At 38.4% G+C, this 19,386-nt stretch carries 16 protein-coding genes, 3 pseudogenes and 1 other annotated feature; of the genes and pseudogenes, 11 read left to right on the top strand and 8 right to left on the bottom strand.

Going from position 1 to position 19,386, the window contains the following annotated elements; all coding sequences use genetic code 11:
* Positions 1-4: 4 nt before the first annotated feature.
* Together K1T76_RS13740 and K1T76_RS13735 are read right to left on the bottom strand one after the other, a co-directional pair.
* Positions 5-2,344 carry a hypothetical protein gene (locus K1T76_RS13740; RefSeq protein ID WP_127800787.1) on the bottom strand — a complete coding sequence of 780 codons (2,340 nt, stop codon included), beginning with the start codon at positions 2,342-2,344 and terminating at the stop codon, positions 5-7.
* On the bottom strand, positions 2,331-2,780 hold the full coding sequence (locus K1T76_RS13735; protein ID WP_002046161.1) for a hypothetical protein: 450 nt from the start codon (positions 2,778-2,780) through the stop codon (positions 2,331-2,333). Before K1T76_RS13735 ends, K1T76_RS13740 begins: the two co-directional genes overlap by 14 nt.
* 317 nt (positions 2,781-3,097) lie before the next feature.
* On the opposite strand from K1T76_RS13735, the gene K1T76_RS13730 reads away from it, so the two are divergent.
* From K1T76_RS13730 to K1T76_RS13700, 7 genes and pseudogenes are all read left to right on the top strand, one after another.
* Entirely contained in the window at positions 3,098-3,265 is a 168-nt protein-coding gene (locus K1T76_RS13730) for a YhfG family protein (RefSeq protein WP_000946583.1), read from the top strand.
* 12 nt (positions 3,266-3,277) lie between these two features.
* Positions 3,278-3,874: a putative adenosine monophosphate-protein transferase Fic gene (locus tag K1T76_RS13725; RefSeq protein ID WP_000362164.1), complete on the top strand. Its 597-nt coding sequence runs from the start codon at positions 3,278-3,280 to the stop codon at positions 3,872-3,874.
* 349 nt (positions 3,875-4,223) lie between these two features.
* On the top strand, positions 4,224-4,481 hold the full coding sequence (locus K1T76_RS13720; RefSeq protein WP_004726728.1) for a hypothetical protein: 258 nt from the start codon (positions 4,224-4,226) through the stop codon (positions 4,479-4,481).
* 920 nt (positions 4,482-5,401) lie between these two features.
* Positions 5,402-5,707, top strand: coding sequence for a helix-turn-helix domain-containing protein (locus K1T76_RS13715; RefSeq protein WP_000366814.1), 306 nt, complete (start codon positions 5,402-5,404; stop codon positions 5,705-5,707).
* Positions 5,707-6,972, top strand: a complete 1,266-nt coding sequence (locus tag K1T76_RS13710; RefSeq protein WP_000934717.1) for a type II toxin-antitoxin system HipA family toxin — start codon at positions 5,707-5,709, stop codon at positions 6,970-6,972. Before K1T76_RS13715 ends, K1T76_RS13710 begins: the two co-directional genes overlap by 1 nt.
* Before the next feature lie 747 nt (positions 6,973-7,719).
* Positions 7,720-7,914, top strand: coding sequence for a heavy-metal-associated domain-containing protein (locus tag K1T76_RS13705; protein WP_179990953.1), 195 nt, complete (start codon positions 7,720-7,722; stop codon positions 7,912-7,914).
* Between the two features lie 176 nt (positions 7,915-8,090).
* Positions 8,091-8,312 (top strand): annotated as a pseudogene (locus tag K1T76_RS13700) (cation transporter); the annotation flags it as partial.
* An 80-nt stretch (positions 8,313-8,392) separates the two neighbouring features.
* Here the strand turns inward: K1T76_RS13700 and K1T76_RS13695 are convergent.
* From K1T76_RS13695 to K1T76_RS13670, 6 genes and pseudogenes are all read right to left on the bottom strand, one after another.
* Positions 8,393-8,890 (bottom strand): reverse transcriptase N-terminal domain-containing protein, encoded by a 498-nt coding sequence (locus tag K1T76_RS13695; RefSeq protein WP_286436333.1) that lies wholly within the window; start codon positions 8,888-8,890, stop codon positions 8,393-8,395.
* 575 nt (positions 8,891-9,465) lie between these two features.
* Positions 9,466-10,882: pseudogene (tnpC, locus tag K1T76_RS13690) on the bottom strand (IS66 family transposase); the annotation flags it as partial.
* A gap of 74 nt (positions 10,883-10,956) precedes the next feature.
* A complete protein-coding gene (tnpB, locus tag K1T76_RS13685; RefSeq protein WP_230245679.1) occupies positions 10,957-11,292 on the bottom strand; it encodes an IS66 family insertion sequence element accessory protein TnpB in 336 nt (111 codons plus the stop codon).
* A complete protein-coding gene (locus tag K1T76_RS13680) occupies positions 11,289-11,672 on the bottom strand; it encodes a transposase (protein ID WP_163143549.1) in 384 nt (127 codons plus the stop codon). The genes tnpB and K1T76_RS13680 overlap by 4 nt, the downstream gene beginning before the upstream one ends.
* 430 nt (positions 11,673-12,102) lie before the next feature.
* On the bottom strand, positions 12,103-13,014 hold the full coding sequence (locus K1T76_RS13675) for a ParB/RepB/Spo0J family partition protein (protein ID WP_119879449.1): 912 nt from the start codon (positions 13,012-13,014) through the stop codon (positions 12,103-12,105).
* A 7-nt stretch (positions 13,015-13,021) separates the two neighbouring features.
* On the bottom strand, positions 13,022-13,801 hold the full coding sequence (locus tag K1T76_RS13670; RefSeq protein WP_179990956.1) for a ParA family protein: 780 nt from the start codon (positions 13,799-13,801) through the stop codon (positions 13,022-13,024).
* An 856-nt stretch (positions 13,802-14,657) separates the two neighbouring features.
* Here K1T76_RS13670 and K1T76_RS13665 point away from each other — a divergent pair.
* The 4 genes and pseudogenes from K1T76_RS13665 (at position 14,658) to K1T76_RS13650 (ending at position 19,201) form a co-directional block, all read left to right on the top strand.
* Positions 14,658-15,830, top strand: a complete 1,173-nt coding sequence (locus tag K1T76_RS13665; protein WP_127800989.1) for a replication initiation protein — start codon at positions 14,658-14,660, stop codon at positions 15,828-15,830.
* 162 nt (positions 15,831-15,992) lie between these two features.
* A pseudogene (locus tag K1T76_RS13660) lies at positions 15,993-17,226 on the top strand (IS3 family transposase).
* Positions 16,268-16,384, top strand: a sequence feature (AL1L pseudoknot). (Overlaps the previous pseudogene by 117 nt.)
* Before the next feature lie 69 nt (positions 17,227-17,295).
* Positions 17,296-17,997, top strand: coding sequence for an IS1 family transposase (locus K1T76_RS13655; protein ID WP_004730370.1), 702 nt, complete (start codon positions 17,296-17,298; stop codon positions 17,995-17,997).
* A 145-nt stretch (positions 17,998-18,142) separates the two neighbouring features.
* Positions 18,143-19,201 (top strand): 2,3-butanediol dehydrogenase, encoded by a 1,059-nt coding sequence (locus K1T76_RS13650; RefSeq protein WP_004281883.1) that lies wholly within the window; start codon positions 18,143-18,145, stop codon positions 19,199-19,201.
* Positions 19,202-19,386: the final 185 nt, after the last annotated feature.

Genomic DNA, 19,386 nt, shown 5'->3' with positions numbered 1-19,386 from the left:
ACAACTATTTTCGCTCTAAGTGTTTAATCGATAAAGATTTGACATTATCTTGCAATTGCTGGCGGGCTTGCTGTACATAGACATTCGGGATAAGTGAAGAATGCGGATGAAAAGCCTCTCGGTCACGTTGGTCATGACCATACAGGGCCTGAATTAAGTGAAAAGCTAATGCTGGTTTACCCTCTTGCTGCTCATGCATCAAAAAGTTCATGTCAAAATGACGTAACCAATTCGAATACATATTCTTTGGAAAGACTCCTTGCATATATGAATTCACCCATTTTCTCGATAAAGGGATTAACTTAATTTTCCTGCTCTGCCATTCTTTGACAGTTATCGGCAAGATATCTTTACTAAAAATGACCTTACCAAAAAGATCATTTACAGTTATCTTCTTCTTTGCAAAGACTTGTCTAAAAAATGAACCGTACGCTTCAATAATTTGTTCTAAAAAGGCAGTGTAATTTTGCAGTGTTTTTATGAAAAAATCAGATAAAGGGATAAAACGACCATCTTTTCTTGCTTTACTATTTTTTTTATCATTCACATATAAAAGCTTGAGCTCAACACAATAATCATCCAAATTCCCCAACAGGTTTTTTTTAGGCCGACTTGCCAAACTCAACAAACTGATATGCCACATCCAACACGCATATGCATTAAGTTGATTAATAATGTGCTTATCTTCTTGGATGTTTTCGTGACAATGTCTATGTAAAATATGGAATTGCTCTTTCACAAAATTGGGTTCAAGTGCCAGTTGGCTCCCTATCCTTCCTATAGATAATGCAGATTGCACTTTGAATTGTTGTTGCAATATTTTTAGTTCAGCCGTGTCTTCAGTAAAATGTGTGGAATGTGGTGTAAGTGCTTTTTCTAAAAAGGCTAGATATGTGCTACTGAGTTGAGTTTTCGGTAGCCCGCCATAATAGATACCAGGCATGTGATGCTGACTATCCCGCCCAGCAATTACATGAGCAAGATATTCATTATATGTTTCATAATATATATGAAAATATAATTGAGCCTGCAGTTTTTCTACAGTGATCGAACCTACAAACCGATTATCAAGCCAATTCTTAAGTTTCGTATTAATGTGTGTTGATGAAATTAGTGGATTCGATGCTTGTTCTATATAGTCAAACCAAGCAGAAGGTAAATGTAGTTGATGTGTCATCACTTCATTCCACCGCACATGATTTAAGCTCTTAATCTTCTGCTCTGTAATTTTAAGATTTAATTTGAGTAAATATTCGCGACGTCTACTTGAACCATTCTGGATCAAAATTCCATCTTGAATAAGCTCGTTAAAATCCATCAGTGCGACGGGTGATAATCCCGTCAAAAGTGACAATAAACATGCTGCAGCGATTGCAGCATCCCTCCAGTGCCCGGATAACTCGGTTCTCAACACATAAACAATTTGCTTCAGTATATCTGGCGCCAAATAATGTGGATTTGTAACAAAAGGAGCATGACGGCGCTGGCGATGCCGCATTAGATGCGTCGCATTATCGCTGAGTATATAATTTAAATTTTTAGACTTTTCATCTTCTGAATAAAACTCCATTTCAGGATCTAATAGATCAACTTCACCCTCTTCATCTTTGTGAAGAGCGGCATCATAAATACTAATCTTTGCGTTATGTCCAATATCTACTTGCTTACCCGTTTTAATTTCACGAAATTTTTTGAGTTCATTTTTCGTCGGCCATTGCAAAACTTTGCTTTTTTTTGACTTACGCTGACGATGAACTACACGACGATCATCTAGTCTTTTAAAAATTATTAATAGAGCCGATAAATACTCTATGACTTGTACTTGTTCGAAATCTTTAATATTAAAAAGTTGATTACGATCCTCTTTTTTCAAATTACGTTCGTACGTGACATAACAATTTAGCAGCTTACTACATTCATGAAATAATTCAGCATGATTAGAATCCAGCACATATCGTGAGACATAGCGTAATAGGTCACAAACATGTTTTTGCTTATTCTCAGCTTTATCAATTTTTGCAAATTCTTGATACTGCCGATATGTTAAAAAACTCGCTTGTAGAATCAAATAACGTTGCGATGACAGCTCTTGTGTATTACTAGAATCTGGACATGCAAAAAAACTCACAGCAGCTAAAAAAGAATACTTACCGATCTGTCTGGAGCCTGATATATAGCTATAAATTTGTTGTGCTAATTTGTATAGAGCGTAGACATCTTTATACAAATCATCTGATAGATCGACAAATTGTGTATTTACAATATCATCACGTAATAGACAATAATCTTGTTGATATTTTTCTGCTAAATCTAAGAATTGCTCTTGTGTTTCAATGTTTGGCATATTCATTTTCGCTTAATATTTTTATCACGTTGCATTGTTTAAATTCATTGTGATCAGAACGATTTGGTAAAAGTTGATCCTTTATTGAATTCTTTGTTAGCTTAAAAAATCTTGCAAAAAATTTAGCATCCAGTTCTTTCTGAGCTTTTCTTTCAAAGCACAAGTGTTGTTGTGATTTTTCGATAAAATCATCAAGATTATGTATCAACTGTAAGATTGCAACATAATTAGAATGCACACGTAAGCCTGGCTCCGTTTGCATCAATAGCAAGATTTTTTGCCAAATTTTCACATAGATTATTTTGAACTTTGCTTGTACTACTACTTTCTGACTCTGTTTAATCTTTTTGATTTTCAGTAGTTCTGAGTTAATTTTTACTATCTCAAGTTGAACATTTTTTCGGTCAAAGCAAAAGGGCATGATAAATTGCCCCATAAAAATTTCTATATTTTTTACCAAATAGTCAAATCTTAACATTTTTATCGATTTAAAAAATGAGCATATCTTTGTATATGAAACTTCATTTAATTTATCAACTAAATTTTCTCAAAATTACAATTCTCAACAAATACATACGGTTTGCTTATCTATGACGGTCTAAATTTTAAGAATTCTTCCACTTTTTTTTAGTTTTCTGTTATTACATGAAACAATACCGTTGTATTACATTTTAGAAATGCTGTGTATGCAGCATTGATCAAAAAGATTCTCTGCTATACTTACTTCACATGTAGCATCAATGGAGTTTCGAAATGCTCAGAACCACTGAACAGAAAAGAAAATATATTCAAGCGACACGTTCGCAAAACTATCAAGCCAGCCTAAAGCTTGAAGGCATTACAACGACAGCTCAAACAACTCAACAAAGTAAAGCTGAAATCTTGCAAAAATATAAGAAGTATTCGCAACCCGAATCTTAGTCAGGTGCATGTATGGATAAATATGGGGAAATGGGTGACAGCCTGTATTGTTACCCTGGCACAAATATCCTAAAGAACAAACTCAATATTCGTGATGAACAAATTTTAGAACAAGCTGAACTGGAACTGTCTGGATTAGCAAGTAGTCTCATTGAATATGCTGAACCACCCTACGACTTAAAATACTTAAAATCAATTCATGTACAGCTTTTTGGCGACTTATACGACTGGGCAGGAAAATTAAGACAAATCGATATTTCCAAAGGTGATACCCGTTTTTGTAATTTTTCCCGTATTGAAATTGAAACCAATAAATTACTTAGGCCACTTCAAGAAAAAAAATACTTTCAAGGCTTAGCACCACAAAAACTAATCCCTCAACTTGCCGACTTGTATTGTGAGCTTAATGTCATACACCCATTCCGTGAAGGTAATGGACGTACACAACGGATTTTCTTTGAGCATCTGATTGCTCATTGTGGTTATGGTATTGATTGGTCTCGCATTGACTCTCAACAACAATGGATTCAAGCAAATATTGAAGGTTTTTATGGTAATTTAAATCCATTAATTCAGATTTTTGAAATATGCTTTATTCAAAATACCTAAAATTTAAGTAGTCGAAGCCCACAATCCTTAATGAGCCATCATCTTTGCTTCAATCCACTGATTAATTTCCCAAATAAACCAACAATCACGATTCTTAGAAATCTTAATACTCTTCGGGTAATTTAGGATCGTAATATTCAGATTACTTATCCAGAATTGAATAGATCGTTAACTTAGATAGACTTTTAAGCAATGTAACTTGCCGCATGTTTATCAACATATGTCTCAAAAAAGTCTGCCCATACATAGATTTATGGTGTTTAGTGCTTAAATTTCAGATTAATCTTCGTCTGATGACCTGAATGGATGTTACAGATTACATGCAGGTGAATTACTCTGTGGCTGTATCATGGCTTTTGTGCAATCCAATCCATTTGATCCGAATGTTCTCTTTTGCAATAAAGCAGCCTCTTCTGCTTTTCCTGAACCAACGAACTATGTCATTGATTTGATTCAACCGACAACAGTGATGCTGAATCAAATCTCCAAAGAAGGGATTAAATGCAAGAAATGTGGTAAGAAAAAGATAGGGGATGGAAGTTATTATCCGTCTAATTGGAACCAGCCCATGAGTCGAGATCAGTTGAGTAAGAATCATTTTAAATGAATAAGAGAAGGATGGCTTACCTCACTTCTCCGAATAACAATGCTATGCTTTTCAACCAAGGTTATAAATTGGCAACTACATTTCATTCTTCTTCATGCTGGTCCTATAGCCTGTAGACAATTACTACATCATTTGCATTCAATGCTCAATACAGCCTGTCAGCAGAACCGCAGCGATACTTTTTTTCGTGCATACATGTAGTGTTTAAATCCATTCATTTTTCAATGATCCTCTGCCGTTTATCACATTTATGGTCGATCTTTAACCTTGTGAAAAATGCACATACCGATCCCTTCAAACTGTCAAATTTATGTATGCATGACATTTAAAGAAAATTATCTGATCAATTTTTTTAGGTAAAATTCATCAAGAAAAAAGTTATTATTATTCATAACATCACCAATAACCACATAAAAACAATAATTTAATAAATTATTCTTCCAATTTTTTTATATTTAGTGTTATTACCTCTAAATCCATGTTTACCACCTTCTATTACATAAGTAATTTAGAAGTATCCACGATATAAATTGCTTGCCCTCACACCTCTCCCCTCTCACGCCCAAAAAATTTATACTGAAAGGCAGATTAAGCCCGTTCGAGTTACATATAGCCGCATGCTATATTGAAAGCATTAAGAAAATATCCTCAATATTTATAGGATTTTTAAAGTATGAACTAATTTTCGAAGAACCCTTTCTAAGTAATGTGACCTATTAGGAAAAATGAAAATACTGAAATCTCCGTATCAACAATCAGTCAAAGTACATCCTGATGATTTTCTGTAACCGATACCCAAGGACTATACCTACCCTTCTGATGTGCTGTGCAACAAAGCCCTCCTTAGCCACACTATAGCTATAGATTAATTCCATTATTTTGTGATTTAATTAAATTATTCATTCTTAAGACCCAATTTAATGGATTTATATTTCACTAAACCAGAAGAAGTTGTGACTCTTTTAGGTGAGCGTTTACGTAAGCAACGACTCTTTCTGGAGATGTCTCAAGCTGAGGTAGCAGCACGCGCTGGTGTCGGCGTGAATACAGTTTCGAATCTTGAAGCGGGACGAAATGTATCTGTTGAAAATTTAGTCCGTATTGCAATGGTCTTGGGTCGATTAAACGAACTTCAGGAACTATTTAAACCTCAGCTTAACAGTGTGAATGACATTCTTCGCTATGAGAGTCAAAGTAAGCGCCACCGTATTAAGAGGAAGGGATAATGCTCAATAGACTTAATGTTTATTACAACGGTTGGGGCGAATCATGGTTATGGGGAACGCTGATTAGTTCAACAGCCACGACAGGTAGACCCACCATTGCTTTTGAATATAGTCCAGAAGCAATACAGCAAGGTGTTGAGCTCTCTTCTTACTTGCTGCCTTTAAAAGGTCTACCATTCAGACAAGGTTTTCCTACTCATCAAATGGGACTCCCAGGTCCAGTCTATGACGCTTTACCAGATGGTTGGGGCATGATGTTGATGGATCGATATTTCAAAAAAATTGGCTTAAATTCAGCACGAATTGGACCTTTGGAGCGTCTGACCTATATTAGTAGTCACGCAATGGGTGCCCTCTCCTTTGAACCTTGTGTTGCTGACATGCAAACCTCAGAAAATATCCCTTTACAACAACTGGCCCAGGAAGTTCAAGAAGTACTCAAAGGTGAAGGTGGTGAATTTCTACAGCATTTATTGGTCATGGGTGGCTCCCCTCAAGGTGCCAGACCAAAAGCGTTGGTTTACCGAGATCCTGTCAATTTAGAGTTTTCGACTCAAGATTCTGATCAACATGAAGCCTGGCTGATTAAGTTTCCTGCTCAGCAAGAGCATCCTGAAGTCTGCGCCATTGAAGCCGTCTATGCAGAATGTTTGCGACTTTGTGCAATTGAGACTCCAGATACCCATTTCTTTAATTTGCCCAATGGTTTAACGGCTTTTGCTTCTAAACGATTCGATCGTCAAAATGGTATGCGGATTCCAATGCAGAGTTTGGCTGCATATACAGGAGCAGACTATAAAGTTCCAGGTAGCCTAGACTATCGCAATTTTCTCCGGGCAACCTTGATGTGTACGCAAGATGTACGAGAAAGATTGCATGCTTTTAAACGTGCTGTGTTTAATGTGCTTTTCAATAATCGGGATGACCATACTAAGAACTTTTCATTTCTCATGGAGAAAAATGGTCAATGGAAATTGGCTCCAGCCTATGATGTGACCTTCTGCGAGGGTCCAGGTGGTTATCATCAAATGGACATTATGGGAGAAGCGCTCAATATTTCCCGAAATGACATACATAAACTCGGTACTTCAGAAGCTAATCTGACTACTCTAGAAGTCGATGAGATCATCTTGACCATGCGTGAAATTGCACTTCAATTTAGTCAAATTGCGCAGCGCCTGTATCCCCATCAAATTCGAGAATCTACCCTACAGATGATTCAATCACGGATTCAACAGAATATTGATTTTTTAACTGAAACCTAAGCGTAAATATAAACTAAGCGCCAACCATCAACTGCAAATAGACTTTGATATAGTTAGTCGCTACATAATCTGTAGAACCTGTGAATTAGCTCTCTTTATAATCACGAATATTAGATGGATCACCGCCAAGATATATTCTGCAAACGTGAAATCACTACATCCAGATCGAAAATCACTAAGAAAAAACTGTCACCAAAAAAAGGTCTGCACTATGGATAGATGCAGACCAAACTCTGGATAACTACCAGCACGAGAAATATGTCGCAATTTTGCATAGACATGAATTTGATAAAATCAGCCCAGAAAGCCAGAAATTCATAAAAACTATTTCATCAATCCCCTATAACTTAATCACGTTCATGGTCGATCTTAAATCTTGTGAAAAGTACTCATGCTGACCTAGCCAAACTGTAAAACTCATGTATTCATAGCCTTTAAATGAATCTTTCAATCGGTATATTTAAGGTAAAAACTAGTAATCAGAAGTTATTATCACCCCCATATAAAACAAGGATCAACTTAAAAACAATAACTTAGTAAATTATTCTTCCATTTTTTTTATATTTAGTGTTATTACTGTAGTCATTAGAACACTCTTCTTTGGAATACTCTGAAGAAAACTGTAAGGTTGTAAACAGACCAAGTTACAGCGAGTAACTGATTCAGAAAAAGGCTGGTTGTATGGTGAAAGTTTAGAGTTACTGTTCTAATGTTTTAAACAAATGTTTTGTTAAAAAGGAGCAACATATGAAATTTCACATCGCTAATATGACTTGTGGTGGTTGTGCACGCGGCATTACTACCGCAATTAAAGAGCTCGACTCGAATGCCTCACTCGATATTGATTTACAAAACCGTATTATTGAAATCAACACAACGGTGAGTCAGGATCAAGTCATTGCCACTCTCAGTGAGCGTGGATTTACAGCTGATCCTGCTTAATCTCTGTTAGAGTAACAGTGGGAATTCCTTACCACTTTTACTCTCTTATTTTCCTCATCGTACAGATAAAACCTGTACTTGCTTGAAATAAAAGTAATCCCTGAATTCCACCTAATCTTGGTTCGAGCTGATCTTCGCATATAGAACTCAGCATATCTAAATGATAGAGATCGTATATGAGTACCGAAATGACTGATACGCCACACTACAGTGAAACATTAGAGATTGAGGGGATGACATGTGCTTCTTGTGTAGGCCGTGTGGAAAAAGCTTTAAAATCTGTTGAGGGTGTTGAATCGGCTCATGTAAATCTGGCTACCGAAAAAGCAGTCATTTATGCGCATCAACCACTTGATCGCGCTACTTTAATTAAAGCCGTAGAAAAAGCAGGCTACGAAGGGCTTTGTTGCATAAATATGTAAGCATCTGATTTAAATAAATTTAATTTTGGATCAAAAAACAATCAAAACTTTTAAAATCATATAGTTATGAAATCTTTGTGCAACAAAGCCCTGAATCCATAAGAGTTCCGATCAGCAGTGGTCTCCGCGATGGGTTCCAAAGCCAGCAGATGGAGCGCCTGCATGGCCCGGCATTTCATCGTGGGTATCCCGAGAGGTCTCATCTTGCCATTTTTCTTCGGAATAAGGACTCTCCGAAGCGGAAGGGGCGTGTAACCTCGCCTCTTCAACGACATCATCGCACCGGTCTTGGCCTTGGGTGTATTCCAAGTCACCTTGTCGACCCCAGCCGTGTTTTTGCCTTTGTTTTCAGACACTCGTTTTACGGCCAATGCTTTGCCACTAAACGAGTGAGTCAGCAGCCATTGCAAAGCTTTCGCCTTGTTATACCTGCCGTCTTGTACCGCCTTCACAATACGCGCTTGCAGCCCTCTGACATGACGCTGTACAGCAATCCAATCGATGCTGTCCCACGATGTGCTGGAAGGCGCACACGCTGATACTGCTGCGTTCATTTGCTCTCCCTCCATTAAAAGGGTTCTACACACTCTCTTGTGATGAGAGACCATAAGGACGTCAGCCCGCTTTCGCGTGAGGTAATGTTTCAACCTCTATCCAACCCATTACAGACTGGCATTCGCTTTTTCCTCGTTCCTTCGCCCGCATCACCATGGGCAGTTTTTGCAAACTGCTTTCCCAATGGGGGTAATACGGGATTTCCACGTTCCGCTTACTGAAGTACATCGGCTTAGGTGCCTGCTATCGACCGGGAGGCGTATGGGTCACGAATGCGTAGTAGAAAGACGCGATTCCCACCTCCATTACCGTTTTGGTTCGAGCGTATTAGCCATTTCCGCTCGTTCAATTTAACGATCGTTGCGCAGATTCACATGTGTTCACCATACCGATTATCTAGCCCTTGTCCGGCTATGGCTGCCAGAAGAGTACGCCTCTCACGATTGATACCCCGCACCTTGCGGTGCCTCGTTACATTGTCGAAGGCGCTCTTTATTCAGCCTTCTAGATTCACCCGGTGACACGGGTGGTTCCCGCAGGGGGAACAACTTCATTAAGCGACTTCGTGTCGCACCTCTACCCAATTATTGCAAATCGGTAGATTGCCATCATCCAAATAGCGGCTTAAAGCTGGCCAACGCTTCAGAGTGTAATTGATGGCCTTGGCGGTGGGAGAACTCGATGGCACCGTCAGATGATGTTGGTTGAGCCATTCATATAGTTGTTGCATCACTGGTTGACTATGCTGTTGTCGGTATTCGCGGCGGTCTTCCGCTGTACCATCGGTCTTTTTCCTGAGCTCTGCTTCTATCGCATACAGTTTCTGAATCAGCACTAATGCCTGTTCAGCGACCTGACTTTTCCCAGTTACATGCAGTTCATGGAATTTACGACGTGCATGCGCCATGCAGCCCACCTCAATGACATCGCCTGATTTAAAGCGTGCTTTATAACCACTGTAATCATCACAGACTAGATAGCCCTGCCAGCCTTTCAAGAACTCTTCAGCATGCTGGCCTGAACGACTATCCTGAAAGTCATAGATCACCGCCTGAACTGGATTGTACTGTGTAGTGGCATAGGCCCAGACATAACCTTTCTTCGGTTTTTTATTATTCTCACCCATCCGCATGATGGTGACCGGTGTTTCATCTGCATGCAGCACCTGCTGTTGTAGTACCACCTCTTTTAAGGCATTGGCCAGAGGTTCCAGTTCTACACCGCAGCGACCTATCTGAGAAGCACTGCTTCGCAAGAGATAAAGTTGATCTAGAAAGTTCGATTCCCGCCCGCTGATAGATCAGACGTTGACGGTACAGCGGCAAATGATCGGCATACTTCGATACCAGCACATGGCTGAGCAATTCAGGTGAAGCAATGCCTTTATCAATCACATAGGCGGGCATCGCTTGCTGAGTCAGAGTGTCACACTGATCACAGACCCATTTACCACGCACATGCTGTTCCTTATAGAACTGTGCCGGTCTGAAATGCAGTTTTTCACTGACATCTTCGCCGATACGCCGGAGTTGGCATCCACAAGCACATTGGGTTGATGCAGGTTCATGCTCAATACGGATGGTGTGTAGATGATCTGGCAGTGGTCGACGTTTAGGTTTATTGGTTTTGGCTTTGTGTGTCGCTGCATTGGTTTTATCTGCATTTAGCCGTTCCAGTTCTAGATCAACCGCGGCAATATCTTCTTCAACCGCTTCATCCCACAGATGGATTTGTTTTGCCGTTAAGTGTTCATTCTTTTGGGCGAATTTGTGCTTTTTAAACAGCGCCAGTTCATGCTCGTATTTTTGATTGAGAATAGAAAGATGTTGAACTTTAGAATCTAATTGCTGATTGGTGACTTCAAGATGTTGAACTCTGGCATCTAATTGCTGGTTTGATTGTGCTAGAGACTGATGCTGCATCGCCAACTGCCGGGTAAATTCCAGCAGTTGTTCATGGGTCAGTTGGCTTAAGTCAGGCAGCGTATTCATGACCGCAGTATGCCTGAGGTCATGAAGAGAATGAAATAGAACGTTTGGAGAATAGCAGAATAGCCGAGCTTGGTTTAGAGCATTGTTACCACTTGCTGTCGTCCAATGCGCTGCCAGGGCAAACCCTGGATTAATGCCTGTAACTGTTCCGGGTTGAGGACCACGGTTTCACCTTGGTGAACTTGAGCCCAGTGGAATTTTCCCTGTTCCAGCCGCCTGGCACACAGCCAGATGCCCAGTCCATCATGTACCAGCACTTTCATACGATGTGCACGTTTATTACAGAACAGGTAGGCGCAATGCGGTTTGATGTAGCCAAAGGCTCTCACCACCTGAGCCATGGTCGTATCCATACCTGCACGCATGTCCATGGGCTGAGTAGACAACCAGATTTCATCAATGCGGATCATGTTGCAAGTGCCTTGAGTAATTCTGCCAAGACAGGTATTTCTGATGTCTGCCATTTTAGCTGAATATCATTATTCGTATGAGGCACGGTGATACACAACGTGATCCTCTCATCAATAGGTTGGCTGATTGCAGCAGTGTAAGGCAAAGCAATAAATGCTGGATTCACATGAGTAGGATCCTGCACGGCACCCTCATGATGCCTGAAGATCCTGATCCAACGACTGACAAGGTTGGCATTAATACTATGTTGCAGTGCGACCGAAGCGATCGAGGTATTAGGATTTTTACAGGCATTGACAATACTGAATTTGAATTCTTTGCTGTATGTTCTGCGTTTTTTAGCAACAGGAGGTGTTGCTGAATATATATCCATGTTCATAGATTAAGTCCCCACTTGTTTTTAGGTGGGAACTAAATTAAGGCTTATAGGATCGCTTGGTAAGGCTGTGTTAGCTGGATGCTTACTTTCTTTTACCTTAATAACGTATTTTTTTAACGGCAGCATACCTTTTGAAACACCACCAAATTATTTATGTTCCACCAGCATATATACTTCCCTATCGAAAAATCTGATAAGAATTGATTATTTTGATACAAAACCTGAAAACTGGGAGTGCTTATATGGACATATATAATATTTCCGGATAAATATAAAACTACTCCACAAGAAGAAAGGCAGAATTTAATCTCAGTCCGAAGTAACAGTACTCTCAAAGACCAAATGTAAAGAAGCATACTTAAGAAAATAAATTTCAATAATGCATGAGGATGTAATTAGTTTCAGGGTGCTAAGAAAGTGTAGCAACTTGCTACACTTTTTCGCTTTTTTGAATCAGCTGTTTTAAGAAATCTTCTAATTGTAAGAGACTGGCTTCGTCAATTTCCGAGATATTCAGAGAAACCTTAAGCTGTTTTTGATTCAGTTTGATATTCCCCGCAATCTTACCGGCATATTCAATTTTTCTGACCACGGATGTTGTGGTCAGTTTTTCTGGATTCTGACTCAATAGTTTTTCAGCATAAGTAGTAACTTTGCTTTGCTCGAGTTTTTTGTCTTTTAATTTTTCCCAAGCTCCGAGTAAGGCCACTTCGGCTTCAGAGAGTTGTTCAAGATGATCCGATAGAAATTTTTTGAATGCAGTTGCAGCAGTACGGCCTAGCAAGCCTGGTTCCACATCAAGGTCATTTAAAATTGCTTGCGGCAGTTTTTCGTATGCTAAATACTTGTACATATCTTCGCGATTTAAACCCAGTGAATTGGCTAAACGTTGCTTGTTTTTCTTTAATTTCTCATCAAGTGAGTTCAGGCCAATAAAAATCTCATAATCTGTCAGATCCTGACGCTTTAAATTCTCTGCCAGGGTTAACAAAGATGCTTCTACATTATTTGCATCAATTATAATGGCTTCAATCACAGACTTTCCGAGTAATTGATGTGCCCGTAAGCGTCGCTCGCCTGCAATCAGTTCATATTTCAGATTATCCAGTTTACGCACTGTAATGGGCTGCAAAAGGCCGATTTCATTAATAGAATCCGCCAGTTCTTTTAACTGTGACTCTTCAAATATTTTACGCGGCTGGTTTGGACTTCGGCTGATATCCTCAATAGGGACATTACGTCTAAACTCTTTCGGCTCTTTAATATTGTCTTTCTGTGCTTGCTGATGTTTTTCTGTATTCTGTTTCAGTTTCTGAGCTAAAAGCTCTTTGGTGCTTGCCATAATGCTCTCAGGTTTTAATTTTCACTACAATTTCATTGGCAAGGCTTTCAAAAGCCTTACGTACTTTTGAATTTTTTTCTACTTTCAAAAGTGGTTGTTGCAGAATCGCTGCTTGATTGACTTTAGTACTTTGAGGAATTGTGGTTTCTAAAATTTTACCTACCTGTTTCAAGGCTTCATCCCGAATCAGCTTACAGACATTCTGACGTTCATCATGCTTAATTAGTAAAGCGCCTAAAAGCTCTAAATCTGGATTAATACGTTTGATTTTTTCAAGATGATTTAAAAGATCTGTTACCCCATACAATCCATATTGTGATCCTGATTCGATAGGGATAATGACATGTGTTGAAGATGCCAAGGCATTGCTTGTTAATAATTTAAGGCTAGGTGGACAGTCGATCAATATAAAATCATAAAGATCTTTTAATAGTTTTAACTTGATATTTAACTCTTCAGAAGGACGGGGAGCTTCTTCTTTTAGTTGATCTTCAGTTTTTCCTAAATTTAAGGAACCATAAATTAATGATACTTTTTCAAAGTTCGTTTCTTCTTGTAATGCATCTGCCAACAACGAAATATCGCCCACTAGTAATTCTGCTGTAGTGACAGCAATTTCGCTTGGATGTTGGATCCCAATGTGTAAACTTGCGTTTGCTTGAGGATCTAAATCAATGACTAAAACTTTGTAGCCCAGATTGGCAAGTTCTGAGGCTAGGTGTACAACAGTCGTTGTTTTGCCACATCCGCCTTTATGGTTAGCAACAGTAATAATTTTTGCAGACATGCGTGTCAGATGCTTCCTTATTTCAATGTTTAGTAATATAAATAACTTTCATTCATCTTACTATAGTTTTTAAATTTATAAATCCTATTTATTCAGCTGTAAAACAACTTAAAAAATAAATTTTTAACTAAGCTAGCTTAATTAAAAATTAGAATAATTAGTTATTTAGCTAATTAATAATTAGGATCATATTTTTATTATATAAAACAAGTGCTTGTAACTTTAAAAGTGGAAGGTTTGTCACTATAAAGTGGAAGGTTTGTCACTATAAAGTGGAAGGTCTGTCACCGTAAAGTGGAAGGTCTGTCACTATAAAGTGGAAGGTTTGTCACTATAAAGTGGAAGGTCTGTCACTAGGGTGGAAGGTTTGTCACTACTATTTTTATAACTGCTATTTTTATTTAAAAATAATTTAAAAAACAAATATTTAAGCTGTTAATAAAGTCTCATAACTAAGCTTTAAAGGTGGAAAGATTGTCACTGTATCTTCTTAACCTGTGGATAATCTGTTTTTATTGGATATTTCCTGATGATTATATGTGCAGTTATACCTTTTAAATCTAACAAAAAGGTGGAAGCCTTGTCACATCAGGGTTTTTATCTGACTTAACCTAACTAGACCTGAATGAAAAAAGTAAAAATAGACCTTCTGAACTGTAATTTCGAGACTAAAGGTGGAAGGTCTGTCATCATGGGGTGGAAAGATTATAATTAATTCCACTTTAAGTGCAGGAAATCGGCTAAAATGCTTCTTTTTGATGACAAACTTTCCACTTTTAGAATATTGTGGTGAAAGTCTTGAAAGTTTTTCCACTTTTGTATATAAAAACTAAGTTAAATTATAAATATCACGGTTATGACAGAATCTGAACCATTGCAAGAAGAATCGAATTATATTCCTTACTGTATAGGCAACATTCGCCATAATGGCGTTGTCAGTACCAGTAACCGTTTAATTCGCCCAATCGAATTATCAGCCAATGAATATAAGGCACTTTTATATGCAATGGCGGTTGCGAATTATAGTGAGAAAAATAGGGTAGATGGTGAAATTACCGAACAAACTTATATTTATTTGTATAAGGATGATTTGGCAGATTTACTAGGATTAAATAAACGTAATTCAATTAATGTTGCAATAGATCGGATTTATAAAGAGCTTTCATCCCGGGTAGCTCATTTTATTATTGAGGAGCCAGCTGATAATGGTAAGAGAAAGACTAAAAAAGTACATTCTGTCGTTCCCATTATCCGTGAGTTAAGATGGGAAGATGATTCTAAAAATGCGATTCAGATTCGTTTTACCAGTGAGGTGTTGCCGTATTTCACTCAACTGGCTGGGGGTAATTTTACTACCTATCAGCTAAAACATCTTTTTGCCCTAGATTCTGTTGCCAGTATGAGTCTTTATACTTATTTCATTAAAAACGAATTTAAGTACGCCAATCAAAAGAGTTATGAAGTGCCATTACTTTTAGAAAACTTGAAAGCACTGATTGATATTAATGAAACCAAATATGATCGCTGGGTAGATTTTAGACGCTATGTATTAGACAAAATAGTGGCAGAAATTAACGAAAATACAGATCTACAGTTAGAGTATGAAACCGTTAAGAAAGGCCGTCCAATTGTAGGTGTGAATTTTAAACTGCATCATCGGATTGCTGATAAGGCACTGGATGAATTTGCAGTGATTGAAAAAATCTATCTTGATGTTCCATTTGAAGACAATGCATCCGTAAAAGAATTAGGGGCTAAATTCGATATGAATGTACGTTCTTGGTATATTTTTAATAATGATGAAAATTATCAGCAGTTCAAGAAGTGGTTTAAAAAAGTAGGATGCCTCACTGACTCTCAAGCAAATATTGTCATTAATGACACTTTATTCCAAATGGATTTTGCTGAAATTGGTATGGGGTTGAATGACTTTAAACGAAATATGAAGCATAAACTTAAAAGTAATCCGGAATTCGTCCATAGTATTCGTGAAAGACTGAATGATATTTTTGGTAAAGAGTTGATCTAGCGAAAAGTGTAGCAACTTGCTACACTTTTTAGATATATGTTCGTAAAGAATACAAGTGGTAAGGACCTTAGGATAAAAACGACTCTGTTGCATAAAGTGTGAAAATTGAGACTGAACCGTACCGGGTTTGTCGGAGACCAACTTTCTTGAGAGAATGTTCCAATGACAAAACCAAAATATACCCCTGAAATCAGAGAAAGAGCGGTTCAATTATTGATTGAATCTGAAAAAGATTATCCTTCTACTTGGGCTGCAATCACAGCTATTGCACCTAAGATTGGTTGTACTCCTGAAACATTGCGTGTTTGGTATTTAAAGCATATGGATCAACTAAATCCTGCCAAAGTACAACAGATATCTGACCAAGAAAAAATGAAGCAAATGGAACGTGAAATTAAAGAATTAAAACGTGCCAATGAAATTCTACGTAAAGCAGCCGCTTTTTTCGCCCAGGCGGAGCTCGACCGCCCACACAAATAATGGTGGATTTTATCCAGAACAATAAAGATCGATATGGTGTTGAAGCGATTTGTAGAATTTTACCGATTGCAGCTTCGACCTATTATCGGGCTTTAGATCTCGTTGATAACCCAGAACATCGAGCGAAACGTGCTCTGCATGATTTACATCATGCAGAGCAAATCAAACGTATTTGGAAAGAAAGTTTAGGTCGATATGGTGTGCGTAAGGTCTGGCAACAATTGAAACGTGAAGGTTATGTTATCGCACGTTGTACAGTTGCTCGATTGATGCAGAAGCTAGGTATACAAGGTGTTTGGCGTGGTAAGAATAAACAAACCACCCGTAGCCGAGATGATCAAAAACGAGCAGATGACTTAGTAAAACGCAATTTTAATGCAGATCATCCTGACCCTTGCGAAGCAATGCTTCTCAGGTCGCTGACTTCACGTATATTCAAACTCATTCAGGCTGGGTCTATACCGCCTTTATTATTGATGTGTTCTCGCGAGCAATTGTTGGATGGAAAGTATCAACACGTATGAATACAGATATGGTGCTCGATGCACTGGAGCAAGCATTGCATGATCGAGGCATGCCAAAGAACGTGATTCATCATAGTGACAGAGGCGTGCAATATCTTTCCATTCGTTATACCAATCGTTTAGAAGCAGCAAATTTACGAGCATCAGTCGGTACGACCGGTGATTCATACGATAATGCTTTGGCTGAAACGGTGAATGGCTTATACAAAACAGAGGTGATTGAATATTTAAAAGCGGATTGGCAAGGTTTAGCAGATGTACAACTTGCGACACTAAACTGGGTAGATTGGTTCAATAAAGAGCGTGTACACAGTGCACTGGGTTATGTATCACCTTTTGAGTTTGAAGCAATGTACTATGATAAGATTAACCCGTTAGGTCAGGTGGCCTAACTTAAATAAAAGGTGGTGTTTCAAAAAGTATGCTGAAAAAAACAATATGGCTTTTGATAAAATAGAGTTATGAAAATAACGCTACAAATCAAATGTCCTACCTGTCTAAGTAACAATATAAAGAGAAATGGCATCAAAGTAGATGGAAAACAAAACCATCAGTGCAAAGATTGCAAACGTCAATTTATTGGTGATCATGCATTAAGCTATCAAGGGTGTAACTCAGGTATTACCGGCAAGATACTACATTTAATGGTCAGAGGAAGCGGTGTAAGAGATATTGCTGAAGTCGAGCGTATCAGCATTGGCAAGGTATTACGAACCTTAAGTGAATCGATCTATCAGATTCAGCCTAAACAAAGCCACTACGAATGTCTTGAAGTCGATGAACTTTGGACTTTTGTAGGGAATAAGCAAAATAAACAATGGCTTATTTATGCCTACCATCGAGAATCTGGAGAAATTGTTGCTTATGTTTGGGGTAAGCGGGATTTAGCAACGGTTCAACGTCTTAAAGCTAGACTTAAAAAGCTTGGGGTTCAATATGCTCGAATTGCGAGTGATCATTGGGATAGTTTTATCACAGCATTTCAATGTTGCAAGCAAGTGATCGGTAAGTTTTTTACCGTCGGTATTGAAGGTAACAATTGTAGAATTCGTCATCGAATCAGGCGTGGATTTAGGAGAAGTTGCAACTTTTCTAAAAAGCTCGAAAATCATTTTAAAGCCTTTGATTTGACTTTCTTTTACCTTAATAACGGATTTGTTTAACGCCAGCATACTTTTTGAAACACCACCAAATAAAAAAGTCTCCGACAAACCCGGTACGGTTCAGTTCACAAACTACATTACAGGTCAGTCTATTTTGACAGATGGTGGAATGGTTTACCGTTAACATCAATATAAGGAATACAAAATGAAAGCAGCTCGTTTTTATGACCGAGGGGATATTCGAATTGAAGATATCCCTGAACCGAAAGTACTTCCAGGCACAGTTGGAATTCAAGTTGCGTGGTGTGGTATTTGCGGTACGGATTTACATGAATTCATGGAAGGTCCTATTTTTATTCCACCTTGTGGTCACCCACACCCAATTTCGGGAGAATCTGCACCTGTAACAATGGGACATGAATTTTCAGGCGTGGTTTATGCAGTTGGAGAGGGTGTAGATGATATCCAAATTGGGCAACATGTCGTAGTTGAACCCTACATTATTGCTGACGATGTGCCGACTGGCCCCAATGATAAGTATCATTTATCAAAAAATATGAACTTTATTGGTTTAGGCGGACGCGGTGGTGGTCTTTCTGAAAAAATTGCAGTTCAGCGGCGTTGGGTACATCCTATTTCAAATGATATTCCTTTAGACCAAGCAGCATTGATAGAACCTTTATCTGTCGGTCATCATGCCTATGTCAGAAGTGGCGCAAAAGCTGGCGATATCGCACTGGTTGGTGGAGCAGGCCCAATAGGCTTACTTTTATCTGCTATTTTAAAGGCTAAAGGTCTCACGGTTATCATTACTGAACTGAGTGCAAAACGTAAAGAAAAAGCGATAGAAGCGGGTGTTGCCGATTATGTACTAGACCCATCTAAGGTTGATGTAGTTGCTGAGGTAATGAAAATTACAGAAGACCGCGGTGTAGATGTCGCTTTTGAATGTAGTAGTGTCAATAAAGTCATGGATACACTCGTTGCAGCAATGAAACCAACTGGTGTAGTCGTTATCGTTTCTATTTGGAGCCATCCTGCCACAATTAATGTGCATAGTGTGGTCATGAAAGAGCTCGATATTCGTGGAACGATTGCTTATGTCAATGACCATCAGGAAACCATCCGTTTAGTCGAGCAAGGTAAGATTAATCTAGAACCTTTTATTACCCAACGTATTGCATTAGATGATCTTGTTTCTAAAGGCTTTGAAACGCTGATTCATAATAATGAGTCTGCTGTAAAAATTATTGTTCATCCATAGTAAAGCCTAATTTGAATAAGCTAGAAATAAACTCTATGTAGCTATTTCTAATATCTTTATCGATAGAGAATGAGTCTGTACGTACAGATTCATTCTCAAATTTACAGTGTTGAGTGCCAGTATGATTTTGATCATAGAGCCTAGTAAAGATATAAGGCTTTGTTGCATAAATATGTAAGCATCTG

The sequence above is a fragment of the Acinetobacter sp. PW68 genome, assembly GCF_020982655.1.
GTDB classification, from domain to species: domain Bacteria; phylum Pseudomonadota; class Gammaproteobacteria; order Pseudomonadales; family Moraxellaceae; genus Acinetobacter; species Acinetobacter towneri_A.
Note: the sequence above shows the minus strand (reverse complement) of the source record. Positions and strands in the feature narration are given on the sequence as shown.